Raw genomic sequence first — 25,266 nt, 5'->3', positions numbered from 1 at the left:
GGGTGGGTCTTGGGGTTAAAGTGACGCATGAGCACTCCGAAGGCGGGGGGCCAGCTCCGAGGTCCCGAGCACCCGCGGCACGACGATTTCGTCGCGGTGCCGTATCTCCGCCAAGGCCAGCTCATCTCCCTGATCCGTTGGACCCAGGTGTCCGGCGAATGGCGCTACACCACCATGCTCGCCCAGTACCTCCACCGCGACGAGGAGAGCTGGTACCTGGTCATCAACGGGCAACGGGCTAAACTGAGCCGCTCCGACTGGGCCATCTTCAACTGAGGCCGGATCCGCGCGGACACGCTCCAACTCGATGGCGTTCAGCCCGACCGACACGATGCCGCTGACGCACCGGGCCAAGCTGCTGATGGCGCTGGAATCGTTCGCCGGATTCGTCCTCCTCGTCCTCCTCGTGATCGCCCGGGCGGTGTCGCTGATCGGCCGAGGGAGCGCGGGTCCGCGGGCACACGAGCCGGGGCGCACGCAGGGAGCCCCCCGGAACCGGGTGTACACAGTGCGGCATGACGATCAGAACCGTGCTCTTCGACGTCGACGGAACGCTCGTCGATTCGAACTACCTCCACGTCGACGCGTGGCAGCGCGCGCTCGGCGACCTCGACGTCGCCGTCGACGCCTGGCGCATCCACCGTGCCATCGGCCAGGACTCCGCCCGACTGCTGCGCGCTGTCGCCGGCGAGCGCGACGAAGCCTGGAACGAGCGCGCGAAGTCGCTGCACAGCGCGCACTACCGCACACTGGCTCCGCGGCTGCGTGCGTTCGACGAGGCCGCAGGCCTGCTGCGCGCGATCGCCGCCCGCGGAATCCGGGTGGTGCTCGCCACATCCGCGCCCGAGGACGAGCTGGCTCTGCTGCGCGGAGCCCTCGACGCCGACGACGCCATCCACGCCGTCACCTCGGCCGACGACGTCGAGTCCGCCAAGCCGGACCCCGGCATCCTGGAGGTCGCGCTGAGCCGCGCGGACGCGGCCTCCTCCGACGCGCTCATGGTCGGCGACTCGGTGTGGGACATGGCGGCCGCGGCCCGCGCAGGCATCCGCTCCATAGGCGTGCTGTGCGGCGGGGTCGGCGCCCCGGAGCTGCTCGGCTCCGGCGCGCGGGCGGTCCACGACGACCCCGCGGCGCTGCTCGCCGCGCTCGACGACGTGCTCTAATCGCCGGGCAGCTCCCGGAGCTCGCTCGTCCGCTCCCCCGGCCGGTCGCCGGTGTTCACGGTGCCCTTCGGCTCGAACAGGACGACCAGCGCCTCCTCGTCCGCCCGCGGGCGGTGCTCGACGCCCTTCGGGACGACGAAGACGTCGTGCGGGCCGAGATCGACATCGCCGTCGCGCAGGCCGATGGTCAGCCGGCCCGACAGCACCAGGAACAGCTCGTCGGTGTCGGGATGCGTGTGCCAGATGAACTCGCCATGCAGCCGGGCGACCTTGACGTCGTAGTCGTTGGCGCTGGTCAGCCGGTGCGGCTGCCACGGCTCCGGCACGAGGGCGAACGCTTCATCGAGGTTGTGGACGGGGCCGCTCATGGCGTCAGCCTAGGGTGCGCATCTTGCCAAGGGCAGCCCTTCAGGCGTTGGATGCACCGTGAGAGGGTCAACCGACGGAAGGGATGACCATGTCCGCGAGCGAACTCGAGATGTCGAGCGTCCGCTACCCGTACCGCGAGCGCATCTTCCACGTCGAGAAGAAGGCGCCGGGCCAGTGGGTCGTCCTCGACGAGTCGCACGCCGAGCTCGGGCGGCTCGTGCGGGTATCGGCCGAAGGCGAGGAGCACGAACCGGTGTTCGGCGCCATCCCGCTGGGCTACACAGAGACGCTCCATGAAGGCTCGGACTGGAAGTTCCTGGTGGCGGCGCTCATCAACGAGGCGCTCGACGAGGAGCCAGAGGCGACCGGGAACCTGGGCGGGTCCTGAAGCCCGCCGACCCCGGCGCGTTCGCACACACGGTGCGCGCAGGGCGGCGGGCTACGATACCGGGGATGAACGCAGCGCTGCGCAGGACGCTCGGCTGGGTGGCCGCCGTGCTGCTCAACCTCGGCGCGGTGCTGTTCGTCGTCGGCCTCCTCGTGCCGCGCACCGGGGACACGTCCATCCTCGGCATCGGGATCGGGATGCTCCTGATCGGACTCGCCGTCGGCGCGGTGTGGATGTACGCCAACCGGGGCTCTGGCGTGCGCTGAGCCCGTCGCGGAGGCCGGGCCGGGACGCAGAGCGGCCCCACCCGGGATGACGTGGGCGGGGCCGCGGTCTCTGTGCGAACGCGTCTGTGCGAACGCTCCGGCTCACTCGTCCGGCGGTTCGACGTTCGCGACCAGGTCGGGATTCGACGGCTGCTGGGCGGGGTCGAAGTCGGCGGGAGGCGGCTCGGCGCCGTCCGAGCCGGCGGCCGGCTCGTCCTGGGTCCGGGCGCCCGTCACGTCCTCGGCGCCGATGTCATCTCCTTCGGGGTCGCCCGCCGGCCCGATGGCCGGGTCGTGGCCGGTGACCGCATCCTGCTCGTCACGCTTGTCGCTCATGCATCTCACGGAACGCCGAACCCCCTCGCTCTCGCAAGGGGGTTCACCGTGCCGCAAAGAGGCGTACGCTACGCGCTCGCCGCGGCCACCAGCTGGTCCAGCTGCTCGCGTGTGACCGGGCTCCCCGGGAACGCCGCCGCGCGCACCAGCGGAATGGACTCGGCCATCCGGCGCAGGCTCGGGTCGGCGAGCATGGCACCCATGCCCTCCGCCTCCGCGCTCTGCGCCAGCGCGGCCATCAGGATCGGGCCGCCGACCGGGTGCTCGAGCCACTCGCCGAGCGTCGAGTCGACGGTCAGCGGGGCGGTGCGGCCGTCGCCGGCCAGGGTCACGGTGACGGAGCCGCGCAGGTCGCGGGACGACGCCCCGACCTCCACGACGTAGTCGCCTCCCTCCACCGACCACCCGCCGAGCTCGGTGTCGTAGTAGGCCAGGTCGGACGCCGTGAGCTCGACGACGACGGTCTCGGTCGCGCCCGCGGCGACCGCGACGGTGGCGAAGCCCTTGAGCTCGCGCACCGGGCGCTGCACGCGCGAGGCCGGAACCGAGACGTAGACCTGCACGACCTCCCGGCCGTCGCGGTCGCCGGTGTTGGTGACCTCCACCGTCACGCGGATGCCGCCGTCGGCCGCAGGGGTCGCGATCGGAGCGCCGAACGCGAAGGTGGTGTACGAGAGGCCGTGGCCGAACGGGAAGCTGACGGCAGCACCGCGGGCGTCGAAGTCGCGGTAGCCCACGAACAGGCCCTCGCCGTAGCGCACGTGTCCCTTCTCTCCGGGGAAGTTGAGGAACGACGCCGTGTCCTCGATCCGCACCGGGATGCTCTCCGCGAGACGGCCGGACGGGTTGACGACGCCGAACAGCACGTCGGCGATCGCACCTCCGCCGGCCTGCCCGAGCAGCCAGCCCTCGACGATGGCGGGGACGCGGTCGGCCCAGCCCGAGACACGTACGACTCCGCCGTTGGACAGCACGACCGTGACGCGCGGGTTGGCGGCGATGACGGCCTCCAGCAGCTCAGTCTGCACGGCGGGCAGCTCGAGGTGCTCGCGATCGAAGCCCTCCGACTCGTCTTCGCCGGGGAGTCCGAGGAACACCACCACGTCGTCCGCTGCCGCTGCGATGCCGACGGCCTCGGCGGTGAGGGCGACCGCGTCGGCCTCCGCCGATTCGCCGAGACCGTAGCCGGGCGCGAAGGCCACCGTCGCGTCGCCGGCGAGCGCGATCAGCTCGTCGAGTGCGTTGTCGAGACGCGTCGGGACGATCTGGGAGGAGCCGGCGCCCTGGTAACGCGGCGTGCGGGCGAACTCGCCCACCACGGCGATCGAGCGGCCGGCGGCCGTGGCGAGAGGCAGGATGCCGTCGTTCTTGAGCAGGACGATGCTGCGGCCCGCGACCTCCCTGGCGAGAGCGTGGTGCCCGTCGACGTCGTACGTGGCGTCGGCGTCGGCTCCGGCGAGCGCCTTCTCGACGAGGTCGATGACGCGGTCCGCCGCGGTGTCGAGCACGGACTCCGCGAGCGAGCCGTCGCGCACCGCCGCGACCAGCTGTGCGTCGGTGACCCCGCCGGTCGACGGCATCTCGAGGTCGAGGCCGGCGACGAGCGCGCTCACCCGGTCGTTGACGGCACCCCAGTCCGAGACGACGAGGCCCTCGAAGCCCCACTCGTCGCGCAGCACGGAGGTGAGCAGCCACGGGTCCTCGCTGGCGTAGACGCCGTTGATGCGGTTGTACGAGCACATGACCGTCCACGGCTGGGCCTGCTCGACCACGTGCTGGAAGCCGCGCAGGTAGATCTCGCGCAACGGCCGCTCGTCGACGTCGGCGCTCACGCGCAGCCGGTCGGTCTCCTGGTTGTTGGCGGCGAAGTGCTTGAGCGAGGCGCCGACGCCCTGCGACTGGAGGCCGCGCACGAGCGCCGCACCGAGCCGACCGGACACGATCGGGTCCTCCGAGAGGTATTCGAAGTTGCGGCCGCACAGCGGCGAGCGCTTGATGTTGATGCCGGGGCCGAGCAGCACGCCGACGCCTTCGGCCTTGGCCTCCTCCCCGAGCGCCGCGCCGACGCGCTCGAGCAGCTCGGCGTCCCACGAGGAGCCGAGGGCGACGGCCGGCGGGAAGCAGGTCGCGGGCACGCTGTCGCCGATCCCGAGGTGGTCACCGCCCTGCGCCTGCTTGCGGACGCCGTGCGGGCCGTCGGTGAGATAGAGGGACGGGATGCCGACACGGTCGACGGGTTCGGTCTCCCAGAAGCTGCGGCCGCTGGTGAGCGACGCCTTCTCTTCGACGGTCAGTTCGGATGCGCGGGTGAGGCGGTCGACCATGATTCTCCTTCGATGACGGTCGCGGGTCGGACAATACCTTACACCAGTCGGTTTTTGTCGGACCCGCTGCTCCAACAGTTGCGCCGAATGTCGCGTTCGGCACGCTGAGACGGCACATTCGGCGCAAACGCGGAGGCTCACAACCGCTGCATGAGATCGCGCAACGCCCGCATGTACTGCGACGACGCCGGATAGCCCGGGTGCGTGGCGACGGTGACGAGGTAGAGCGGCGGCCCGAACTCGTCGGCGCCCCTGTCGATCTCGTTGTCCTTGAAGGACGCGTCGGGAAACCCCAGGTAGTCGGTGCGGCGCCAGAGGTTGATCCAGCCCACCTGGCCGTCCGGCTGCGTCAGCAGCTCGCGGAGGGTCGGCCTGTCGCGCCGGTCGGGATCTCGGCCCCCTGAGCCGTCGGTGCGGTGGTCCTCGACCACCTGCCGCAGCCACGGGTCGGCTTTCCACAGCGACGGGCCCCGGCTCGGGAGGGTGCCGAGCGCGTCGGGGCCGAACAGCTCGGGGAAGAACCGGCCGAAGTAGGCGCGCAGCTGGGTGCCGTACGTGAGAAGTCCCACGTTCTTCAGGCCGTCGACGGTGTCGGCGCCGAGGGTGAAGATCGTCGAGACGGCCAGCACCCCGCCGAGGCTGTGCGCGCTGACGATCACCTTGCAGCGCTGCCGGGTGGTCAGCGCTCGCAGCTCGTCCTCGGCGCGCTGCTCGGCGGTGCGCCGGTCCTCGACACTGGCCGCACCCGGCGCGATGTCGGCCTCCAGCCAGGCGACGATGCGGTCGCGCAGCTCCGGGATGACGCGCTCGGCGTAGCACGGCGGCCCGAACGGATGACCGGCTCGAGGCAGGAAGCACATCAGGTCCCACATCACGCCGATCGGACGCTCCTTGGTGGTGAGCGCGTTCTCCGCGATCGCCACGACGGCGATGACGGCGATCAGCCCCAGTGCCGGCAGGGCGAGGTCGAGCAGCGCGGGCCGGAGCGGCTGCGGCAGCGCGATCGCGACGATCACGCCGACGGCGAGCAGCGCGGCGAGCACGCCGAGCACCGGCTCGCCGCGGTGGAACAGGGCGGCGGAGCGCCGCGCCCGCAGCATCCGGAAGTCGAGCTTGCCCGCCGACTTCACCTGCGGCACCCGGCCGTCCCTGTAGCTGCGCAGCGGCTCCCTGAGGGCACGGCCGCCGATGGTCTCCGGCGTGGTCAACCGCGGGGTGGTCCGCATCCTCAGCATCGCCACCACCACCACGAACACCGCCAGCAGCAGGGCGAGCACCGGCACGGTGCCGCCGAAGTTGCGGTAGGCGACCGGCGTCGTCAGTCCCCCGGGGCTCAGCGGGCAGCCGGGCGTCGGCCCCGTCGAGGCGAGCGCGCACTGGGTGCCGAGCACGAGGAGGGTGGACAGCAGCATCGCGGCGCCGAGCGACAGCAGCATGATCACGCCGGGACCAGTGCCACGCCAGCCCTGATAGGCGAAGCTGCGGCGTCGGCCCGTCGGCCAGACGATCACCAGCACTGCCAGCAGCACGGCGCAGAGGGCGGCGATCGCGTACGCCGCGGTCGTGAGGGGCGCCAGGTGGAGGTCGCGCGGAGTCGACACCACCGCGACCAGGAGGGAGGCCCCGCCGACCACCACCACGATCACCGAGAGCCAGCGCGGCACCCCGCGTCGCCAGCCGAGCGCGGACAGGGCGATCGCGAGCAGCACGCCCAGGATGATGGAGGGCGCGATCACGAGCCCGAGGAACGCCGGAGCGTGGTGGCCGACGGTCGTGCGGTGGTCGACGGTCGCGTCGGGCACGGCGACCGATACCGCGACCGCGAGGTACACAGCCGCCGCGACCAGCAGCATCCAGCCGGCCGTGCCCTCCCGGCGCCGCAGTTTCGCGCGGATGAGCGCGTGCCGGCGCTCATCACGATCGGACGCGGCGATGCCCTCCAGCGCGCGCTCGGCCCTGCCGGCCACCGTCGTGTCGGCCTGCCGCACCACGAGCGCGACCACGACGACGAGCCCGAGCGCGGCGAGCGCGGCCGCGACGGCCAGCCACCACTTGGCGAGCAGCGGCGACGTCGCCGGGTCGAGACAGGCCGGAGGCAGGTCCACCCCGGCCGGCGCGCAGGAGCGGAAGACGCCGTCCCAGCCGATCAGCAGAGCCACCAGGAAGAACGCGGCCGCCACGTGGAGCAGCTCGCTCGGGAGCTTGACCCGGGTGATCCCCCAGAAGCCGTCGGTGGCCAGCGGCCGCCGCGGCGCCCCGGGCTGCCCTGCCGCGATGCCGCTGAGGTCGCTCGCGGTGCGGATCTTCGCGGCAGTGCCGAAGATCCCGGCCTCATAACGCGTCCGCGCCCGGTGCGAGACGAAGAACAGCAGCAGGACGCCCGCGATCGGCACCAGCGAGAGCACCGCGACCCGGATGCCGCGGTAGTCGAAGCCCGGCGCGTCGAAGAACCCGGTCACCCAGCCGGGGAGGGCCGGGCACAGCGACGGCCGGGCGAGGCATTGCGTGCCGACCAGGTCGAGGCTCACCGAGGCCAGTGCGCACACGTAGAGGAGGGTGAGCCCGAGCGCGAAGACCCGCAGGGAGGCGGCGCCGCGGCCGGCGTGCCATTCTCCGGTCCGCGTCTGGTCGGGGATCCTCCTGGTCCAGTACGCCGTGTTGCAGAGCCCGAACGGCAGGATGAGCAACCAGGCGAGCTGCACGAAGAACTGTCCGATCGCCACGAGCGCACCACCGCCGTAGCGGGCCAACATGCCCCAGGAGTAGCCCTCGCGCCGGATGACGGTCGGCGGGGTCGCCGGGTCGCCGGGATCGACCGGATCCACGGTCGGCACGTAGAAGCCGCCGTTCTCGTCGGCCTGGTCGGCGCGCACGTCGCCGGGCGCGACGCCGAGCATCTCCCCCGGCGGCGTGTTCTTGATCCCGTGGATCCTCAGCTCGAGGACCGACGGACCGCGCCTCGCGAAGATGGAAGGCGACCGCGCCATGGCCGAACGATACCGAGGGCGGGAGGGCGGTGGCTACGGCATGGTAGCCCTGGCCCTCTGAAGACCCGCACAGGCCTCTGGTAGCGCGACTCCGGAGAGCGTACGCTCACCGCTATGAGCACCCCAGATGAGCCGGCAGGCGACGCCCGCGAGAACCTCGAGGGCAGCTACACCGAGGCCGACGACGAAGGCCCCCACGAGCGCACCGTGCACGGCCAGTACACCGAGACCGAGGGCGACCCCGGCCCCGACCCCGCCGTCGAAGGCACGTACACCGACGCCGACGAGCCCGCAGACGCCCCCGAAGGCGAGTACACCGAGGGCGAGTACCCCGAGCGCTGACCGGCCCCGTCGGTCAGGAGTACTTCTTGCGGGCCTTCGCGGCCTGCTTCTTGGCGTTCTTGCGCGCCTCCTTCACGTCCGGGCTGTTCCAGAACGCGGTCAGCGAGTCGACGATCTGGTCGTAGCGCTCGCGTCCCGCCCGTGCGCCGAGGATGTAGGCGGCGGCGATGATCAGGAGCACGAAGAATGTCTTGGGTCGCATGTCGCGACGATAACCCTCGGTCCGGGCTGTGGGAAGGCCCGGCGACGGGGGGTCGCGGCTTCAGGCGGCTGTGCCGGGCTTCCGGCGGAGCAGCCTGCTCAGGACGATGTGCAGCGGCTTGGAGAGGAAGAGGATCAGCAGCCAGAACATCCCGACGTGCGGGAAGAGCACCGTGAGCACGAGCGCCACGGACATCAGGATGACGAACGTCCAGCCCCGCAGGGTGTCCGACTGGCCGACCGCCTCCGGCAGCAGCAGTCCCGGAGTGCGGACGATGATGACCTCGATGACCTGCATCGTCACCGTGGCGAGCAGCAGATCACCGACATAGAGCGCGTAGACGTCCGGCTGTCCGTTCGGGCTGTCCGACAGCACGTTCGCCGTGAACGGCATGAAGACGATCGCCGCGAGCCACAGCATGTTGAGCCACATCAGGGCGGGGGTGTAGGCGTCGATCCAGCCGAACACCTGGTGATGCACCATCCAGAGTCGCGCGATGACGGCGAAGGTGATCACGAAGGCGAGGAACTCCCAGAAGTTCGCGCTGAAGTAGGCGGCGATGCCGTCCTGGACGACGTCCCGGCTGGCATCCACCAGCGGGAGGATGAGCAGCGTGATCGCGATGGCGACGACGGCGTCGGAGAAGTTGACCAACCGGTCGAACCCCCGCTGCGTGCGCATCACCGCCATGCGCCCATAGTGCCAGACGGCGGACGTGCCAGACGGCGGACGTGCCAGTCCGCTGACATGCCAGACCGCTGACATGCCAGACTGCTGGCATGCCGCACCTCAACACCGGGCCGGGCGAGTACGACCTCACCGCCAGCGCTCTGATCCTCCGCGAACTCGGTGGTGACCTGCACCTCCTGGTGCACCGGCACCGCAAGCTGGGGCTCCTGATGCAGCCGGGCGGCCACGTCGAACGCACGGAGGACCCGTGGGCGGCGGTCGCTCATGAGTTGCGCGAGGAGTCCGGGTACGACCTCGAGCAGCTGCTGCTCCTGCAGCCCGCGCACCGGATCGACCACGCCCCCGGCGTCGCGGTGCTGCCGCAGCCGCTCTGCGTCGACGTGCACCCGATCGGCGACGACCACTTCCATACCGACCTGGTCTACGGGTTCGTGGCGACGACGGATCCGGCCGGCAGGCCGGGAGAAGACGAGTCGCAGGAGCTGCACTGGCTGGCCCTGGATGCGCTCAGCGCCCCGGAGGTGCAGGCCGATCTCGCCCCCGGACTGGCCGAGGTCGCCCGCTATGCCGGCGCGTCGCTGACGGCGTCGATGCTCGTGACGATGACGCCGCCGCGCGCTGACGCCTTCGCGGTGAGCGCGTGGACGTCGGGATCCGCGTCGCAGCAGCCGCCTTCGAGCCCGACCGGCCGCTAGTCGCCCTCCGGCTTGGCCCGCGCGCTGTTGTTGCGGGCGTCGTGCGTCAGCTCGATCAGTCCGAGCGCCTCCAGCAAAGGTGGCAGGTACATCCCGAACCGGCCGCGGTAGCCCTTGCGCAACCCGTACCAGCCGCCCACCGGATTGCCCGGGTCGCGCCCCCACGCCTCGATCGTCCCCTCGGCGGCCGGCTTGTTCTCGTCCGCGGCGCCGAGCGGCACCCAATCGCCCTGCTCGCGCAGCCAGGCCGTCAAGTCGTCGATGGCGCTCGCCCGGTAGCTCAGCCGCGTGGAGCCCACCTGGCAGACCAGCGCGGGCGGGTCGGCAGCGTCATCGCGGTACATGGTGTACTCCGAGGTGCCGGGGGCCGTGGTCAGCTGCCACGGGTCGTCCTTCGTTCCGGCACTCATGGCATCCTCCGCTCCCGGCGCGGCCCGTCTCCCGCAGCCCTTGCGGAAAGTGTGGACCGTTCAGCTGCAGGCCACCAGTACCGCATCGCTCACGTCACTGAGATGGCGGAGGGCGCGGCGCCGCTCGTCGGCGGTGTTGGTCAGGTACGCGACGACGAGATCGCGCACCGGATCGGCCCAGACGTTGCAGATGCTACTGCCGTTGTGACCGAATGTCCGCGGGTCGGCGCGCGAGCCCGTGGGCCGCGCCAGCCCGATCGGGCCGCCGAGCTGGAAGCCGTACGACCAGCGCACCGGGTGCCCCATGATCCGGTCGGGCTCGCCGTCGCTGGAGACCTCCCTCGACGCCGCGATCGTCTCGGGCCGCAGCACACCCTCCCCTCCGGCGAGCAGCAGGCGGTAGAACTCGGCGAGCTCGCGCCCGTTGGTGCTGACCGCGGCGGCCGGCACCGGGACCGCACGCGTGCGCGGACGGTTGAACAGCAGTGTCCTGGCGCGCTCGGGCGCGCTCAGCGCACGCAGTGGCACGCCACGGGAGGCCTGGGCCTCCGGGAGGCCCAGAGTCGTCGCGGTCAGGCCGGCCGGCCGCAGCAGGTTCTCGGCGATGAACCGCTCCACCGGCATCCCGCTGACGCGACGCACCAGCTCGCCCAGGATGAAGCCGAAGCTGAGCACGTGGTACCCGACGACCTCGCCCGCCGGCCAGCGCGGGCGGGCGTCCTCCGCGGCCGCCACCGACCGTCGCGGGTCGGTCAGGCGCACGGTGTCGCCCAGGAGGCTGCCCGTGGAGTACGGGACGCCCGCGCGATGCGAGAGCACGTGCCGGATGGTGATGTCGGACTTGCCGCCGCGCGCGTACGCCGGCCAATGCGCGGCGACCGGGTCATCGAGGCGCAGCATGCCCCGCTCGGCCAACAGGTGCACGGCGAGGGCCACGAAGGGCTTGCTCACCGAGAACGTGTAGAACAGCGCATCGGGATCGCAGCCGGTCCGGCGGTCGAGGAGGACCTCCCCACGGTGTACGACGGTGAGCCAGCTCGCGCCCCCGCGCGCGTCCACCAGATCGGTGACGCGGCGGAAGTCGGGCATGATCGCATCTTCGCGTGCGGCCAGGGGCCGTGCAAGGACCGAGGGAGCGGGGACCGGCGCTGCACCCGGCCGCCGCACCGGTCAGAGACCGAGCGACTTCTTGATGAGCGACTCGGGGTCGGGGGTCGCCGCGGCCTCGCTGGCCTCCTGATTGGCCTCGCTGACGGCCTGCACGACCTCGTCGCGCTGGATGCGGATTCCGCGCGGGGCGTCGATGCCGACGCGCACGCCGTCGCCGCGGACATCGAGGATCGTGACGACGATGTCGTCGCCGATGAGCACGCGCTCCCCGACTTTCCGCGTCAATACCAGCATTGGTCCAGCCTATCCGGCCCCGCAGCCGCATGACAGGACCTGCCGTCAGTACGCGCCGTCAGTACGCGCCCGAAGCCGGCGTGTCCCAGGGCGGCAGGTCCAGCCAGTTCGTCGACGCTGTGGCCGGCGGGCCGGGCGGGGCGTCGAGCCAGAGCAGCGGGAGGCCGAGCGCACCGACCGCCCAGGGCGTCGCGGTGAGCGCGGCGCCGTGTGCCGCCATCCCGTCGACGGCGAGCACGGCGTCCACGGCGCGCACCCAGACGGCGGTGTCGTCGAGCTTGCGGCCGACATCGACGGCGACCCAGACCTGGTCGGGCTCGATCGCGGCGAGGGAGGCGGCGAGCGCCGGCACGGCATCCACGCGCGCCAGCTCGACGACGCCGACGATCGGGCACTCGCGGCGCACGCCCTCCGCGCGGGCGGCCAGCGCCTCTCGGCGGTCGGCGACCGCGAGCACGTCGGCGTCCGCCGATGCCGCCAGGATCGCCGCAGCGGCCTGGGCATCGCCACCCAGCCCGACCACGAGCGTCAGGTCGCCCTTGCCGCGCAGTCGCGCCGGCGCCGCCCGCTGCACGAGCACACCGCCGGCACTCGCGCCCACACCCGCACCCACGCGTGCACGCGGCTCCTCGAGGGGCACGTCGTTGTCACTTTCGGGCTCCGGAAGCGACAACGACGTGCCCTTCGGCGAAGAAGTGTGAGGAGGTGGTGGGGTGGGTGCGGCGGGGGCCGCGGAGCCGGGGTCCGTGGCGCGCACGAGGTCGTCGAGGATGGCGGCGAACGTCTGCGACGAGGTCGAGACCGCGGGCAGCACCTCCTTTTCGAGGTCGCCGCCGAGCCACTCAGGCCGCGATCGACTCCGCACCTCTCACCACCCCGACCGTCTCGATGGCCGCCTGTGCCGCCCCGACCTCCTGGTAGCTCAGCACCGCGAGCCCGGAGAGCTGGCCGGCGACCAACCGCCGGATCGCCGGCCGCAGCGCGGGAGCGCAGACCAGGACGGCAGACACGTTGGCCTCGTCGAGCTGCGCCGCCGTCTGCCGGATCGACGACAGCACCGCCTCCAGCCGCAGCGGATCCATCACGATCTGCATGCCGCCCTCCCCCGGCCGCAGGCCTTCCAGCATCGACTGCTCCAGGCCGGGGTCGATCATGATCACGCGCAACGTCCCCCCGTCGATGTGCGGCGCGACCACCGCCGGTCCGAGAGCCGCGCGCGCGGCCTCGACGAGGCCCTCCGGGTCGTTCGACAGCTTGGCCCGCAGCGCCAGAGCCTCCAGGATGCGCGGGAGGTCGTTGATCGGCACCTGCTCGGCGAGCAGCCCCTGGAGCACCCGCTGCACTTCCGCGAGCGACAGGAGGTTCGGCACGAGCTCCTCCACGGCGGGCGCGTTGACCTGCTTGACGGCCTCGGTGAGCTGGCGCACATCCTCCCGGGTCAGCAGGCGCGCGGCGTTGGAGGTGATGATCGACGACAGGTGCGTGATCAGCACCGACACCCTGTCGATCACCGTCGCCCCGCCGAGCTCGGCGCTGTGCCGCATCTCGGAGGGGATCCACTTGGCGGGCAGGCCGAACACCGGCTCGACCGTCGGCGTTCCGGGGAGGCCGTCGAGCGCGTCGCCGAGGGCCAGCACCCGGCCGCCGGGAGCCTGCCCGCGGCCGGCCTCCACCCCGGCGATCTTGATCACGTACGTGGAGGGCGGGAGCTCGGCGCTGTCGCGCGTGCGCACAGGCGGCACGATCAGGCCGACCTCGAGCGCGATCTTGCGGCGCAGCGCCCGCACGCGGGCGAGCAGGTCGTCGGAGGCGCCGCTCACGATGTCGACCAGGTCGGGCGCCAGGGTGATCTCCAGGGCGTGCACCCGCATCTGGTCGATGAGGTCCTCCGTCGTCTCCGACTTGCCCGCGTTCTGCACCGCCGCCTGCGCCGCCTTCGCCTTCTTCTCGGCCGCCTGCGTGGTCCTGATCCGCTGGGCGGCGAGCACGAGCACCCCGCCCACGAGAACGAACGGAATCGGCGGCATGCCCGGGATGAGCGCCATGACGATGGCCGCGCAGCCCGCGATGGTCAGTGCGTTGCGCGACTGCCCGAGCTGGCCGCTCGCGGTCGTGCCGATGTCGGTCTCGGCGTTGGAGCGCGTGACGATCATGCCGGTGGAGACGGCCATCAGCAACGCGGGGATCTGGGTGACCAGGCCGTCGCCGATCGTCAGCAGGGTGTAGGAGTTGACTGCGTCGCCGAGCTGCATGCCGCGCTGGATCATGCCGATCGCGATACCGCCGACCACGTTGATGACGATGATCAGGATGCCGGCGATCGCATCGCCCTTGACGAACTTGCTCGCGCCGTCCATCGCGCCGTAGAAGTCGGCCTCGGCCGAGACCTCCGCCCGCCGTGCCCTCGCCTGCTCCTCGGTGATGATGCCGGCGTTCAGGTCGGCGTCGATGGCCATCTGCTTGCCGGGCATCGCGTCGAGGGTGAAGCGCGCACCGACCTCCGCGACGCGCTCGGCACCCTTCGTGACGACGATGAACTGGATCACGATCAGGATCAGGAAGACGACGGCGCCGATGATGATGGACCCGCCGACGGCCACGTGGCCGAACGCCTGGATGACCTGGCCGGCATATCCGTCGCCGAGCACGAGCCGGGTGGAGGCCACGTTCAGGCCCAGCCGGAAGAGCGTCGCGACCAGCAGCAGCGAAGGGAACACCGAGAAGTCCAGCGGCTTCTTGACGAACATCGTGGTGAGCAGGATCACGAGCGCCAGCATGATGTTGACGATGATGAGCGTGTCGAGGAGCCAGGCCGGCACCGGCACCACGAGCAGCATGATGATGCCGACGACGCCGATCGGCACCGCGACCTTGCTCGCTGTGGACTTCACTGCAGACCTCCTGCGGTTGCGGGTGCGGATGTCGCGCCGAGGGGCACGTTGTTGTCGCTTTCGGCGCCCGAAAGCGACAACGACGTGCCCTTCGGCGAGAGGAATTGCGCGGGGACGGCCGACGGGGTCGGCATGGTGTGCGTGCCGGCTGCGGCGCCGCGCGCCTTCAGCGACATGACGAACGCCAGCACGCGCGCGACGGCGTTGTAGAGCTCCACCGGGATCTCATCGCCGAGCCGGCAGCTCGCGTGCAGCGCACGGGCGAGCGGGATGTCCTTGACCACCGGCACCCGCTCCTCCTCCGCCTTCTCGCGGATGCGCAGCGCGATCGCGCCCGCACCCTTCGCGACGACGCGGGGAGCCGACTTGCCCGGCTCGTAGACGATGGCGACTGCGATATGGGTCGGGTTGACGAGCACGACGTCCGACTGGCCGATCGCCGCGATCATCCGGTTGCGGCTCATCGCCAGCTGGCGCGACCGCCGCTGCGACCGGATCAGCGGATCGCCGTCGGAGTTCTTGTACTCGTCGCGCACCTCGCGCTTGGTCATCCTGGTGTGCTTGCGGTTGCGGCGCATGACGACGAGCACATCGAGGCCGGCGAGCACGAGCCCCGCCCCGATCGCCGCCTGGAGGAGGCCGGCCGCGCCACCACCCGCAGCGGACAGCAGCGCGGCGATCGGCAACATCCCGGAGGTCAGCAGCACCGGCATCAGCCCCTGGACGACCAGGAACAGCCCGATCCCCACCACGGCCGACTTCAGCAGCGTCTTGGCACCCTCCCAGAGGGCGCGCATCCCGAACACCCGGGCGACGCCGCTGACGATGTTGAACTGCTCGAACTTGGGCGCCAGCCGCTTGAAGTGGATGCCGCCCTGCACGGCCGCGGCACCGACGACAGCGATCGCGCCGACCGCGAGCAACGGCCCGATCGTGGCCATGATGCTGCCGAGCCCGTCGCCGAGCGCGACCAGCGCCTTCGCGGGGTCGGGGCTCTCGATGACCGACCGCACGGTGAAGAGCTGGTCGACGGCGGCGTCGCTGCCCTTCTGCAGCGTGAGCGGCAGCATGACCGCCGCAGCGCCGACGCCGACCCAGGCGGTGAGGTCGGTGGACTTGGCGAGCCGGCCCTTGGAGCGGGCCTCCTTCATCCGTTTGTCGGTCGCCTGTTCGGTGCGTTCCTGCGCGTCGCTCATCGCGTCACCCCCAGCATGGTCTTCACGGCGGTGTCGGTCAGCGAGCCGACCACGCCGGGCAGGGCGATGAACACGACCGCCGACAGCACGACCGTCAGCATGATCTTGAGCGGGAAGCCGAGCGCGAAAGCGTTGAGCGCCGGCGCGACGCGGGTGAGGAGGCCGAGTGCCATATCGGCCATGAACAGCACGATGATGAGCGGCCCGGCGATCTGCAGGGCGGACAGGAACATCTGGGTGACGCCGGTGACCATCGCCTTCGCCGGGTCGGCCAGGTCCATCCCCGCCGCGAGCGGCACCGCGTCGAACGTGCGCACCAGCCCGCCGATGATCAGCTGGTAGCCGCCGGAGGCGAACAGCAGCGCGAGCGCGGTCAGCTGGAACATCCGGGTGAACTGCGCGCCGTTGATCATCGCCTGGGGATCGAACGCCTGCGCGAGCTGGAAGCCGCCGAACAGGTCGATGAAGCTGCCGGCCGACTGGATGGCGGCGAACACCACGAACACAAGGAAGCCCAGCGTCGCACCGACGGCGAGCTCGCGCACCATGTCGAGCAGGAACGCGCCGATGTCTCCGGAGTGGTACCCGGCGCCCACCCGCGGGGCCACGGCGATCGCGAGTCCGATCGCGAGCATCCCCTTCACCTGGGCGGGGAAGCCGTTATACGAGAACGGCGGTGCGATCACCAGGAACGCGACCATCCGCAGCGACGCCAGCGCGACCGCCTCGATGGCCGAGAGATCGATCGGGATGAACATCAGCCGCCCCCGAGGAGCGTCGGGATCTTCTCGAACAGCACGTGCGTGAACGTGATCAGTTCGGCGATCATCCACTGGCCGCAGATGATCAGCGCGATGGCGACGGCGGCCGCCTTCGGCACGAACGAGAGGGTGACCTCCTGGATCTGCGTGATCGACTGGATCAGCGAGATCGCGAAGCCGACCACCAGGGCGGTGACCACGATCGGCGCGGCCAGCTTGGCCGTGATGAGGAGGCCCTGCATGGCGATGTCGAGGACCGCGTTCGGGTTCATCCGCCACCTCGATAGCTCGTGATCAGGCTCGTGATGATGAGGCCCCAGCCGTCGACGAGCACGAACAGCAGGATCTTGAACGGCAGCGAGATCATCACCGGAGGGAGCATCATCATGCCCATCGACATCAGGGCGGCGGAGACGACCATGTCGATCACCAGGAACGGCACGAAGATGACGAACCCGATGATGAACGCCGCGCGCAGCTCCGAGATCATGAACGCCGGGATGAGCGTCAGGATGGGCACGGACGCCGCGGAGTCCGGGTTGGGACGCCCGGCGGCGCGCGTCATCAGCGCGATGTCCTCCTCGCGGGTGTGCGCCGACATGAAGTGCCGAAGCGGCACCTCGGCCGCGTGCACGGCCGCGGTGAAGTCGATGTGCCCGGCGAGGTACGGCTGCACGGCGGTGGAGTTGATGTCGACCAGCACCGGGCTCATGATGAACAGGCTGAGGAAGAGCGACAGGCCGGCGAGCACCTGGTTGGGCGGGATGGACGGCAGGGCGAGCGCGTTCCGGGTGATCGCCAGGACGACGAAGATCTTGGTGAACGACGACATCATCAGCAGCAGCGCCGGCGCGACCGAGAGCACGGTGATGCCGACGAGCGTGAGGATGGCGGCGCTGGGGGTGCCGTTGGGGCCGTTGATGTCCACGGTGATCCCACCGGTGCCCCCAGGGCCGGCCGGACCGGACGGGGTCGGGACCGGCGTCGGCACCGCGTGCGCGCCCGTCGCCGAGAGGAGGACGAACGCTGCGGCGATGAGCGCGACCAGCACGCCGGCGACCGCGACGCGCGGCAACAGGTGGGCGGCCGTGCCGTGGGCGCGGCCGACGGCGGAACGAAGGGGTGCGCGCAGCTCGGCGCGCGTCGCCGTCACCTCTTCTGCCGCACCGCCGAACTCGCCTGCCGCCAGGTCGCGGGTGACAGGATCGAGCCTTTGAGTGCCTCGTCGAAGAGCGAGGCGCGTCCCTGCGCCGTGAGGAAGTCGGCATCCTGCCTGGTGTCCGTGGATCCCTGAGCCCCGACCGAGGCGGACGGCGCCGCCGTCCCGGACGCCGCGACAGCCGCTCCGGCCGCGTCGATGTCCTTCGCGAACGTCTTCCGCACCGGTACCAGAGGGGTCACCTCTGCGTCCACATCCTGCGGACGGGCACCGGTGTGCAGCACGCTCACCTGTCGTTCGGTCACGCCGAGCACGAACCGGTTGCCGTCCACATCCACGACGACGACCGACGCCTTCGGCCCGACCCCCTGGCGTCCGACCACCGACACGGCGTTGCCGCGACGGGTGCGACCGCCGCGCGCACCGCGTCCGCGCGTGATCCGGCGCTGCACGAACCACAGCAGCCCGACGATCACGCCGAGGACGACGAGCACCCGGAGGGCGACGAACAGGGTCTCCACGGCTCGCACTATCGGCCGTCCGCGGCACCCCGTTAGGCACGGGTGTGGCAGGGTGGAGCCGTGGAGGGCGCGGAGATCGAGCTGGCGTACATCCCGCCCGGCGCGGTGCAGCTCCACGACGCCCGGCTCAAGCGCCGGTGGACCGTGGAGCTCGAGTCGTTCGAGATCGGCGTCTTCGCCGTCACCGAGGAGCAGGTCGCCGAGCTGATCGGCGAGCCGGCCTCGCATCCGCGGCGACCGGCGACCGGGATCAGCTGGCTGCGCGCCATCCGGTTCTGCAACGCGGCGTCGGAGTGGGAGGGACTCGACCCGGCCTACTCGTTCGACGGCGAGGATGTGACGTGGCACGTCGACGCCGACGGCTACCGCCTCCCCACCGAAGCCGAGTGGGAGTACGCCTGCCGGGCCGGCTCCACCGGCCCGCACTACGGGCCACTCGCCGAGGTCGCCTGGACGAGCGCCGACGGACTCTCGGCCCCGCACGACGTGGGTGGGAGGCTGCCCAACCTGCACGGGCTGTTCGACACCCTCGGCAACGTCTGGGAGTGGTGCTGGGACTATCTGGACCCCGCTCGCTACGACGACTACCGGGTGTTCCGCGGTGGCGGCTACGCCGACGACGCGTGGAGCGTGCGGGCCTCCGTGCGCCGTGGCGGCTCACCGCGCACGGAGCACGAGGACCTCGGCCTCCGCGTGGCCCGCGGAGGGTTCGACGCCGAGGGCGCGGCGCAGGGCTGGTCGGCGGAGGCCGACCGGGAGCGCGCCGACCTGGTGTACCCGCTCCCGCCCGGCTGGACGCCGCGGCGGTGACACGAATCGACCGCCGACGGGCACGCAAGTGCCCTGGTTCACGCAGTTGCAGAGGCGCTGAAGGGCTCCTCCAGGTCAGTCCAGGTCTTCCGCCGCGTCCAGGATCTTGGTGATGCGCACGGCGTAGTCCTGGTCGACGACCACGATCTCGCCGTGCGCGATCAGCCGCCCGTTGAGGAGCACGTCGGCGGGCGAACCGGCCGAGCGGTCGAGCTCGATCACCGCGCCGGGCTCCATCGCGAGCACGTCGCGCACCGCCATGCGGGTGCGTCCGATCTCGACCGTGAGCGCCATCTCCACGTTGCTGATGCGCGCGAGCTTGCCCGTGATCGCCCCGGAGGCGGCACGCTCGGCGATGCCGACACGTCCGCGCACCGCGAACCAGCCAGCGACGCCGGCCGGGCCGCTGAGCTCGAACACCGTCGTCGCCTCGTCGCCGAACAGCTCCTCCGCGTCCTCCACGCGCGCGTCGTCGAGGACACCTGCGCCGAAGGTGTCGCTCGCGGCCTCCAGGGCCGGCTGCAGCACGTCCTGCAGGGCGACGACGGGAGAGCCGTCCGCGCCCTCGTCGACGAGCGCCGGAGCCTCCAGCAGCACGACCCCGAGGTCGACGGAGGTCGCGCCGACGAAAGTCGCGACGACCGCGTTCGCGGTCCGTCCCGTGAAGCCGCCCGTGGTGTGCAGCAGCGCGGTCAGCGGTGCGCCGGTCGGCAGAACGCCGGCCAGCGCCTCCGCTGCGGCCTGAGCCTGAGCGAGGGAGAGCGTGGTGCCGGAGGCGATGGCCGCGGCGGCGGTGGAATTCAGACTCATAGCGGGTCAGTCCTCTGTCTTGACGACGACGCAGGCCAGGCGGGATCCGCTGGATCCCAGTGCTGCGCCGGCCACGGGGTGTCCCCCCACGGCGAGATCGAACGGTCGGTGTTGCGGATGCGGGAGGGTCACGAGGTCGCCGACGGCCAGACCGAGCACCACGCTCGGCTTCACGAAGGCCGGCGTCAGCCGCAGGGAGACGTCGACGGGCACGCGCGCGAGCTGTGCGTCGACGAGCTCCCTCGCGTTCTCGGTGCTCGACGTCGGGTTGGTCTCCCCCAGCTGCGGAAGCAGCACGGAGGCGGGCAGGGCCAGCGTCGCCGGTGCGGTGGACTCGCCCACCCGCAGCTGGAAGCCGGCGACGATCATGAGCTCGGAGGTCGCCGCCGCCTGCGCGAACTGGGAGTTGTACTGGATGGCGTCCACGGTGATCGTCGTCGCCAGGATGCTGCCCAGCGAGTAGCGCAGGTCTTCGAGCGCGTCATCCATCAGCTTGCGCACGAGCGCGTGCTCGATCTGGGTGAAGGTGCGCTCCTCGGCCACCGGCACTCCCGAGCCTCCGAGCATCGCGTTCACCCACGACAGCGCTGCGACGGTCGGGAACTGGATGACGCCCTTCGGGGCGAGACCCTCCAGCTCGCACAGCACCATCGCCGTCGTCGCCGGCAGGGAGGCCGCGTACTCGTCATAGGTCTGCATCGCGACGGAGTCGCAGGTGACCTGGCTGAGCACCCGCACCTTGGCGGTGAGCTGGGTCGCCCACTGCCGAGCGAACGTCTCGAACGCCAGCTCGAGCACACGCGAATGCTCGCGGGCGAGCGTGGTGGGCCGTCGGAAGTCGTACACCGGCAGCTCGGGTGCGGGAGCGTACAGGGTGGTCACGAACGGTACTATCGGCACCGTTTGCTCCCCCGTAAGCAGCCATCGCTTCCTCACTTTCTCCCGCATCCATTCGGCGTGTTGCGGGAGAAAGTGAGGAAGCGATGGTTGGGCGGTCCCCCTAACGGCCGACCGGCACGCGCCGATAGTGGGGCTGTGACGGCTCACCCGGAGCCGAGACCAGGATTCGCAGCCATGATCGTCGTCACCCGATTGAACGACAGCCAGTTTGCGGTCAACCCCGACCTCATAGAGCGCATCCACGCGAGTCCTGACACGACCCTCGTGATGGTGGACGGCGCCAAGTTCATCGTCACCGAGTCGATGGCCGAGGTCATCGAGAAGATCGCGGCCTACCGCGCCAGGGTGATCGCGCTCGCTCACGACCTCCCGGCCTCCGGCCCCCGACCCGTCCCCGCGCCTGTTCCCGACCAGGCGGCCGCCCCCGTTCCGTTGCGGGCCAGGAAGAAGTAACGAGGAGTCAGACCATGGATCCGGCAACGATCATCGGGATCGTCATTGCCTTCGCCTCCGTCGTGGCGATGGTCACGATCGAGGGCGCCCACCTCACATCGCTGGTGCTTCCCGCGCCGATGATCCTGGTGTTCGGCGCGACCATCTCGGTCGGCATCGCCTCCGGCACCCTGAAGGACTTCTTCACCGCGCTGAAGGCGCTCCCCCGCGCCTTCCGCGGCAAGATCGAGTCGCCGCAGAAGGTCATCGACCAGGTGGTCGGGCTCGCCGAGAAGGCGCGCGCCAACGGCCTCCTCGCCATGGAGCAGGAGGCCGACTCCGTCGACGACCCGTTCCTCAAGCGCGCCCTGCAGAACATCGCGGACGGCACCGACGGCGACGAGCTGCGGATCCTGCTGGAGGACGAGATCGCGACGCGCTCGAAGTCCGACCGGGTCGCCGCCAAGTTCTTCTCCACGCTCGGCGGCTACGCCCCCACCATCGGAATCATCGGCACGGTCGTGTCGCTGACCCACGTGCTCGAGAACCTCTCCAAGCCCGCCGAGCTCGGCCCGATGATCGCGAGCGCGTTCGTCGCGACGCTGTGGGGTCTGCTCTCCGCCAACTTCCTGTGGCTGCCCCTCGGCAACCGCCTGCGCCGGCTCTCCGACCTCGACGTCGACAGGATGACCCTGCTGATGGAGGGCGTGCTCGCCGTCCAGGCGGGCAGCCAGCCGCGCCTCCTCGGCGAGCGCCTGCGCGCCATGGTGCCGGGCGGCGAGTCCGCCAAGCCGGCCAAGGGGCCGAAGGCCGTGCCCGCCCCGGAGAAGGAAGCCGCCTGACGTGGCCGCCCGTCGACGCAAGCACGAGCCGGAGGAGGAGCACGAGAACGAAGAGCGCTGGATGGCCTCCTACATGGACATGGTCACCGTGCTCATGTGCATGTTCATCGTGCTGTTCGCCATGTCGACGGTCGACGCCAAGAAGTTCGAGCAGCTCAAGAACTCGCTCGCGACCGGGTTCGGCCAGGTGAAGACGGAGAAGGTCGACGCCGCGACCGGCGTGGTGGTGCCTCCCTCGCACGTCAAGGACAACGGCACGACGACCGACTTCGCGCTGGCGCGGCAGGAGGCCCAGAACCTGGAGAAACTGAAGGACCGCATCCAGGCGAGCCTCACCCGCGACGGGCTGCAGAACGCCGTGCAGATGAAGATCGACGCGCGCGGCCTCACGATCGGCCTCGTCGGCAGCTCGACGTTCTTCGAGTCGAACAAGGCCGACCTGAGCGCCACGGCCATGAGGGTCCTCGACGACATCGGCCCGGTGCTCGCCCCCGAGCAGTACCAGGTGTCCATCGAGGGCCACGCGGACTTCCGCCAGCCGGGCGCTCCCTACCCGACGAACTGGGAGCTGTCGGCGGGACGCGCGACGAGCGTGCTGCGCCGCCTGGTGGAGTCGGACGGCTTCCCGGCAGAGCGCATCGCCGCCGTCTCGTACGGATCCGCTCGCCCGTTGGCGAACGCGACGGGCGACACCGACCAGGACCTCGCGCTCAACCGCCGCGTGGATGTGGTGGTGCTGTCGAACCAGCCGGAGCGCATCCGCGCACTCATCCCGCAGGCCCTGCAGGGCACGACGGCGCCGGCGGCGACGGGGTCGGCTTCGGGGTGACGTCCGGCTCCGAACCTGCCCGCTCGCTCCCTCACTTCAACCGCGCCGGCCGCACCCGCACCGGGGCCAGCCAGCTCGCGACGATCACCGCGGTGATCGAGCCGGCGCACATGATCGCCGCGAGCACGACGACCTGGAATCGGCCGGCCTCCAGCGGGGACACCCCGCCGAAGATGGCCCCGACGAACGCGCCGGGCAGCGTCACGAGTCCTGTGGTCTTCGTCTGGTCGACCGACGGGATGAGCGCCGCGTAGACCGCGCCGCGCGCCAGCTCGAGCGTGGACTGCCGAGGAGTCGCGCCCAGCGCCAGCCACCCCTCCACCTCGTCCCAGTGATCGTCGACCGCCTCGGTGAACCGGCGTCCGGCGAGCGTCGCGATGCTCATCGAGTTGCCGATCACGATGCCGCCGATGGCGAGTGCGTAACGGGCGGTGAAGTCGATCGCGCCGGTCGTGAAGACGATGGTGAACGTCACGATCACCCCGGTCGCCATCCCGATGGCCATCATGGCCCCGTGGTCGAGCGACCAGCCGATCCGGTGCGTCGCGGTGGCCGCGGCCACGCTGAACATGACCAGGAGCGCGAGAGCCACCCACACCGGGCTCGTGATGACCCCGGAGAGCACCACGCTGATCACCGCGAGCTGGGCGGCTCCGCGCAGGATGGCCAGCAGCGGCGCCCATCGGTGCGGCGCACGGTAGAAGCCGAGCACGGCCGTCGCGAGCAGCGCGAGGAGGGCGACCCCGAGCAGGGTGGGCGCGAGCTCACGGACGATCGGCACCCTGCGAGCCTACGCGGCCAAGCCCTCTGCATGCCGAAGGGCACGTAAACGCCCTCATTTCGAGGTTTTAGGGGCGTTTGCGTGCCCTTCGGCCGCGCCGTGCGTCAGCGCTTGAGGTTGGTGAGCTCCTGCAGGACCTCGTCGGAGGTGGTGATGATGCGGGCGTTGGCCTGGAAGCCGCGCTGGGCGACGATCAGGTTGGTGAACTCCTGCGAGAGGTCGACGTTCGACATCTCGAGCGAGCCGCTCTGCAGTGTTCCGAGACCAGCCTCGCCGGGGCCGCCGAGCTCCGCCGCGCCGGAGTTGACCGTGGCGCGGTAGGTCGACCCGCCGGCCTTCTCGAGGCCGCCCGGGTTGACGAACGTGGCGAGCGCGATACGGCCGACGGCCTGCTTGTCTCCGTTCGAGAAGAGCCCGATGATCGTGCCGTCCTTCGAGAGCGAGAACGACTGCAGGGTGCCGGAGGCGCTGCCGTTCTGGTTCTTGAACGCCACCGTGGTGATCCCGGCGTAGCCGGTGACGGTGGAGAGGTCGACGGTGACGCCGCCGACGGCGAGGGTCCCGCCGGCGGTCAGCTTGCCGGTGGCGTCGAACGTGAGCGCGCCGGTGGCCGTCGCACCGTTCGCGTCGGCGCCCGCGACATCCCAGCCCGCCGCCGTCTTGGTGAAGGTCAGCGTGAGCTTGCGGGAGGCCCCGGTGCCGTTGTAGACATCGACGTCGCGCACCAGCTGGTCGCCGAGCGCGGCGTCGGAGGGCAGGTTTCCGTTGATCGTGCCGGCCGTCGTGGCCGTCGCCGGGGTGACCGCGTTGAGCGGGATGGTCACGTTGCCGAGCGCCCCGCCCTGCTGGATCACCCCGTTGACCGCGTTCCAGCCCTGCAGGATCGCCCCGCCCGGGCCGACCAGACGGCCGAGGGCGTCGGGGTCGAACGAGCCGGCACGGGTGTAGACCGTCTCGCCGCCGACCTTGGTGACGAAGAAGCCGTCGCCGTTGATCATCATGTCGGTGGGGCGGCCGGTCGCCTGGGCGGCTCCCTGGGTGAAGTTGGTGGAGATGCCGGCCACGAGCACGCCGAGGCCGATCTGCGCCGGGTTGGTGCCACCGGCCTGGGCGCCTGGCCCGGTGGCGCCCTGGACGAGCTGCGAGAGCGTGTCCTGGAACTGCACGGCGGAGCCCTTGAAGGCCGTTGTGTTGACGTTGGCGATGTTGTTGCCGGTGACGTCGAGCATGGTCTGGTGCGAGCGGAGACCGGAGATTCCGGAGTAGAGGGAGCGGAGCATGATGCTGCCTTTCTGTGGAAGTGGTGGCCGGCGGGATCAGGCGGTCGGGGTGACCACGCCGAGGATGGAGTCGAGGTTGATCTGCTTGTCACCGACGGTGACGACCGGCACGGCGCCGGCGTACGAGACGGACGACGCCGTCCCGGTCTGCGTGTCGCCGTTCTTGTCGAGGTAGCTGACGGTGTGGCCGATCAGGGCGGCTGCGGAGGTGCGCATCTGCAGCGCGAAGCTCTCCTGGCTGATGGAGTCCATGCTGGTGAGCTTCTCCATCATGGCCAGCTGCGTCGTCTGCGAGATCATCTGGTTGGTGTCCATGGGCGAGCTCGGGTCCTGGTTGCGCAGCTGCGTCACGAGCAGCTGCATGAACGCCTCGCTGTCGAGCGACTGCTTGGGCGTGCGCGTCGGCGCGGTGGTGTAGATGCCGCCGGTGGAGGCGGTGTCGGTTCCGGTGACGGGGTCGACGGCCACGGGGGCT

General features: G+C 70.9%; 31 protein-coding genes. 10 read left to right on the top strand and 21 right to left on the bottom strand.

The window, feature by feature from the left end:
• Positions 1–27 precede the first annotated feature (27 nt).
• Both KNO15_RS09685 and KNO15_RS09680 read left to right on the top strand, forming a co-directional pair.
• Complete coding sequence (locus KNO15_RS09685; RefSeq protein ID WP_241703470.1) at positions 28–276, top strand: hypothetical protein; 249 nt, start codon at positions 28–30, stop codon at positions 274–276.
• A 239-nt stretch (positions 277–515) separates the two neighbouring features.
• Complete coding sequence (locus KNO15_RS09680) at positions 516–1,166, top strand: HAD family hydrolase (RefSeq protein WP_241703468.1); 651 nt, start codon at positions 516–518, stop codon at positions 1,164–1,166.
• Here the strand turns inward: KNO15_RS09680 and KNO15_RS09675 are convergent.
• On the bottom strand, positions 1,163–1,534 hold the full coding sequence (locus KNO15_RS09675; RefSeq protein ID WP_241703467.1) for a cupin domain-containing protein: 372 nt from the start codon (positions 1,532–1,534) through the stop codon (positions 1,163–1,165). The genes KNO15_RS09680 and KNO15_RS09675 overlap by 4 nt on opposite strands.
• Positions 1,535–1,623: 89 nt before the next feature.
• Here KNO15_RS09675 and KNO15_RS09670 point away from each other — a divergent pair, with 89 nt between their 5' ends.
• A complete protein-coding gene (locus KNO15_RS09670) occupies positions 1,624–1,923 on the top strand; it encodes a hypothetical protein (protein ID WP_241703465.1) in 300 nt (99 codons plus the stop codon).
• 65 nt (positions 1,924–1,988) lie between these two features.
• Positions 1,989–2,189 (top strand): hypothetical protein, encoded by a 201-nt coding sequence (locus KNO15_RS09665; RefSeq protein ID WP_241703463.1) that lies wholly within the window; start codon positions 1,989–1,991, stop codon positions 2,187–2,189.
• A 102-nt stretch (positions 2,190–2,291) separates the two neighbouring features.
• Here the strand turns inward: KNO15_RS09665 and KNO15_RS09660 are convergent, their stop codons facing one another.
• The 3 genes from KNO15_RS09660 to KNO15_RS09650 all read right to left on the bottom strand — a co-directional run bounded on the left by KNO15_RS09660 (position 2,292) and on the right by KNO15_RS09650 (position 7,836).
• Positions 2,292–2,525 carry a hypothetical protein gene (locus tag KNO15_RS09660; protein ID WP_241703461.1) on the bottom strand — a complete coding sequence of 78 codons (234 nt, stop codon included), beginning with the start codon at positions 2,523–2,525 and terminating at the stop codon, positions 2,292–2,294.
• Positions 2,526–2,593: 68 nt separating this feature from the next.
• Complete coding sequence (locus tag KNO15_RS09655; protein ID WP_241703459.1) at positions 2,594–4,849, bottom strand: glycoside hydrolase family 3 C-terminal domain-containing protein; 2,256 nt, start codon at positions 4,847–4,849, stop codon at positions 2,594–2,596.
• A gap of 137 nt (positions 4,850–4,986) precedes the next feature.
• On the bottom strand, positions 4,987–7,836 hold the full coding sequence (locus KNO15_RS09650) for a hypothetical protein (RefSeq protein WP_241703456.1): 2,850 nt from the start codon (positions 7,834–7,836) through the stop codon (positions 4,987–4,989).
• 114 nt (positions 7,837–7,950) lie between these two features.
• Between KNO15_RS09650 and KNO15_RS09645 the strand changes: the two genes are divergently transcribed.
• Positions 7,951–8,178: a hypothetical protein gene (locus KNO15_RS09645; RefSeq protein WP_241703455.1), complete on the top strand. Its 228-nt coding sequence runs from the start codon at positions 7,951–7,953 to the stop codon at positions 8,176–8,178.
• Between the two features lie 13 nt (positions 8,179–8,191).
• Here the strand turns inward: KNO15_RS09645 and KNO15_RS09640 are convergent, their stop codons facing one another.
• Complete coding sequence (locus KNO15_RS09640; protein WP_241703453.1) at positions 8,192–8,380, bottom strand: hypothetical protein; 189 nt, start codon at positions 8,378–8,380, stop codon at positions 8,192–8,194.
• A gap of 60 nt (positions 8,381–8,440) precedes the next feature.
• The gene (locus KNO15_RS09635; RefSeq protein ID WP_241703451.1) at positions 8,441–9,070 is read right to left on the bottom strand and encodes a TMEM175 family protein; all 630 of its coding nucleotides are present in this window, start codon (positions 9,068–9,070) and stop codon (positions 8,441–8,443) included.
• An 89-nt stretch (positions 9,071–9,159) separates the two neighbouring features.
• Here KNO15_RS09635 and KNO15_RS09630 point away from each other — a divergent pair, with 89 nt between their 5' ends.
• Positions 9,160–9,765, top strand: coding sequence for an NUDIX hydrolase (locus KNO15_RS09630; RefSeq protein WP_241703449.1), 606 nt, complete (start codon positions 9,160–9,162; stop codon positions 9,763–9,765).
• On the opposite strand, the gene KNO15_RS09625 is transcribed toward KNO15_RS09630, so the two are convergent.
• The 10 genes from KNO15_RS09625 to fliO all read right to left on the bottom strand — a co-directional run bounded on the left by KNO15_RS09625 (position 9,762) and on the right by fliO (position 18,107).
• On the bottom strand, positions 9,762–10,175 hold the full coding sequence (locus KNO15_RS09625) for a DUF6855 family protein (RefSeq protein WP_241703447.1): 414 nt from the start codon (positions 10,173–10,175) through the stop codon (positions 9,762–9,764). The genes KNO15_RS09630 and KNO15_RS09625 overlap by 4 nt on opposite strands.
• Positions 10,176–10,235: 60 nt before the next feature.
• Positions 10,236–11,264, bottom strand: coding sequence for a serine hydrolase domain-containing protein (locus KNO15_RS09620; RefSeq protein WP_241703445.1), 1,029 nt, complete (start codon positions 11,262–11,264; stop codon positions 10,236–10,238).
• An 81-nt stretch (positions 11,265–11,345) separates the two neighbouring features.
• Entirely contained in the window at positions 11,346–11,579 is a 234-nt protein-coding gene (csrA, locus tag KNO15_RS09615; RefSeq protein ID WP_241703443.1) for a carbon storage regulator CsrA, read from the bottom strand.
• A 58-nt stretch (positions 11,580–11,637) separates the two neighbouring features.
• The gene (locus KNO15_RS09610) at positions 11,638–12,444 is read right to left on the bottom strand and encodes a hypothetical protein (protein WP_241703441.1); all 807 of its coding nucleotides are present in this window, start codon (positions 12,442–12,444) and stop codon (positions 11,638–11,640) included.
• Positions 12,422–14,416 carry a flagellar biosynthesis protein FlhA gene (locus KNO15_RS09605; RefSeq protein ID WP_278046516.1) on the bottom strand — a complete coding sequence of 665 codons (1,995 nt, stop codon included), beginning with the start codon at positions 14,414–14,416 and terminating at the stop codon, positions 12,422–12,424. Before KNO15_RS09605 ends, KNO15_RS09610 begins: the two co-directional genes overlap by 23 nt.
• Positions 14,417–14,466: 50 nt before the next feature.
• The gene (locus KNO15_RS09600; RefSeq protein WP_241703438.1) at positions 14,467–15,666 is read right to left on the bottom strand and encodes an EscU/YscU/HrcU family type III secretion system export apparatus switch protein; all 1,200 of its coding nucleotides are present in this window, start codon (positions 15,664–15,666) and stop codon (positions 14,467–14,469) included.
• The gene (locus tag KNO15_RS09595) at positions 15,663–16,424 is read right to left on the bottom strand and encodes a flagellar biosynthetic protein FliR (protein WP_241703436.1); all 762 of its coding nucleotides are present in this window, start codon (positions 16,422–16,424) and stop codon (positions 15,663–15,665) included. The genes KNO15_RS09600 and KNO15_RS09595 overlap by 4 nt, the downstream gene beginning before the upstream one ends.
• The gene (locus tag KNO15_RS09590) at positions 16,424–16,699 is read right to left on the bottom strand and encodes a flagellar biosynthetic protein FliQ (protein WP_208038795.1); all 276 of its coding nucleotides are present in this window, start codon (positions 16,697–16,699) and stop codon (positions 16,424–16,426) included. The genes KNO15_RS09595 and KNO15_RS09590 overlap by 1 nt, the downstream gene beginning before the upstream one ends.
• Positions 16,696–17,505, bottom strand: coding sequence for a flagellar type III secretion system pore protein FliP (gene fliP / locus KNO15_RS09585; RefSeq protein ID WP_374113166.1), 810 nt, complete (start codon positions 17,503–17,505; stop codon positions 16,696–16,698). The genes KNO15_RS09590 and fliP overlap by 4 nt, the downstream gene beginning before the upstream one ends.
• A gap of 71 nt (positions 17,506–17,576) precedes the next feature.
• Positions 17,577–18,107, bottom strand: coding sequence for a flagellar biosynthetic protein FliO (fliO, locus tag KNO15_RS09580; protein ID WP_241703434.1), 531 nt, complete (start codon positions 18,105–18,107; stop codon positions 17,577–17,579).
• A 60-nt stretch (positions 18,108–18,167) separates the two neighbouring features.
• Here fliO and KNO15_RS09575 point away from each other — a divergent pair, with 60 nt between their 5' ends.
• Complete coding sequence (locus KNO15_RS09575; RefSeq protein ID WP_241703432.1) at positions 18,168–18,917, top strand: formylglycine-generating enzyme family protein; 750 nt, start codon at positions 18,168–18,170, stop codon at positions 18,915–18,917.
• A 75-nt stretch (positions 18,918–18,992) separates the two neighbouring features.
• On the opposite strand, the gene fliN is transcribed toward KNO15_RS09575, so the two are convergent.
• Together fliN and KNO15_RS09565 are read right to left on the bottom strand one after the other, a co-directional pair.
• Positions 18,993–19,727 (bottom strand): flagellar motor switch protein FliN, encoded by a 735-nt coding sequence (gene fliN, locus KNO15_RS09570; protein WP_241703429.1) that lies wholly within the window; start codon positions 19,725–19,727, stop codon positions 18,993–18,995.
• A gap of 6 nt (positions 19,728–19,733) precedes the next feature.
• Positions 19,734–20,609, bottom strand: a complete 876-nt coding sequence (locus KNO15_RS09565) for a flagellar motor switch protein FliM (protein ID WP_241703427.1) — start codon at positions 20,607–20,609, stop codon at positions 19,734–19,736.
• A 192-nt stretch (positions 20,610–20,801) separates the two neighbouring features.
• Between KNO15_RS09565 and KNO15_RS09560 the strand changes: the two genes are divergently transcribed.
• The 3 genes from KNO15_RS09560 to KNO15_RS09550 are packed head-to-tail and all read left to right on the top strand — an operon-like array spanning position 20,802 to position 22,730.
• Positions 20,802–21,080 (top strand): flagellar FlbD family protein, encoded by a 279-nt coding sequence (locus KNO15_RS09560; protein WP_208038790.1) that lies wholly within the window; start codon positions 20,802–20,804, stop codon positions 21,078–21,080.
• Between the two features lie 14 nt (positions 21,081–21,094).
• Positions 21,095–21,901, top strand: a complete 807-nt coding sequence (locus KNO15_RS09555; RefSeq protein WP_241703425.1) for a motility protein A — start codon at positions 21,095–21,097, stop codon at positions 21,899–21,901.
• Between the two features lies 1 nt (position 21,902).
• On the top strand, positions 21,903–22,730 hold the full coding sequence (locus KNO15_RS09550) for an OmpA/MotB family protein (protein ID WP_241703423.1): 828 nt from the start codon (positions 21,903–21,905) through the stop codon (positions 22,728–22,730).
• 31 nt (positions 22,731–22,761) lie between these two features.
• Here the strand turns inward: KNO15_RS09550 and KNO15_RS09545 are convergent, their stop codons facing one another.
• The 3 genes from KNO15_RS09545 to KNO15_RS09535 form a co-directional block, all read right to left on the bottom strand.
• Entirely contained in the window at positions 22,762–23,511 is a 750-nt protein-coding gene (locus KNO15_RS09545; protein ID WP_241703421.1) for an ABC transporter permease, read from the bottom strand.
• A gap of 104 nt (positions 23,512–23,615) precedes the next feature.
• A complete protein-coding gene (locus KNO15_RS09540) occupies positions 23,616–24,791 on the bottom strand; it encodes a flagellar hook protein FlgE (protein ID WP_241703420.1) in 1,176 nt (391 codons plus the stop codon).
• Between the two features lie 36 nt (positions 24,792–24,827).
• Positions 24,828–25,259 (bottom strand): flagellar hook assembly protein FlgD, encoded by a 432-nt coding sequence (locus KNO15_RS09535; protein ID WP_241703418.1) that lies wholly within the window; start codon positions 25,257–25,259, stop codon positions 24,828–24,830.
• Positions 25,260–25,266 lie beyond the last annotated feature (7 nt).

The sequence above is a fragment of the Leifsonia shinshuensis genome (assembly GCF_022606355.1).
GTDB classification, from domain to species: Bacteria; Actinomycetota; Actinomycetes; order Actinomycetales; family Microbacteriaceae; genus Leifsonia; species Leifsonia shinshuensis_B.
This window is presented reverse-complemented; position numbering and strand designations above follow the sequence as displayed.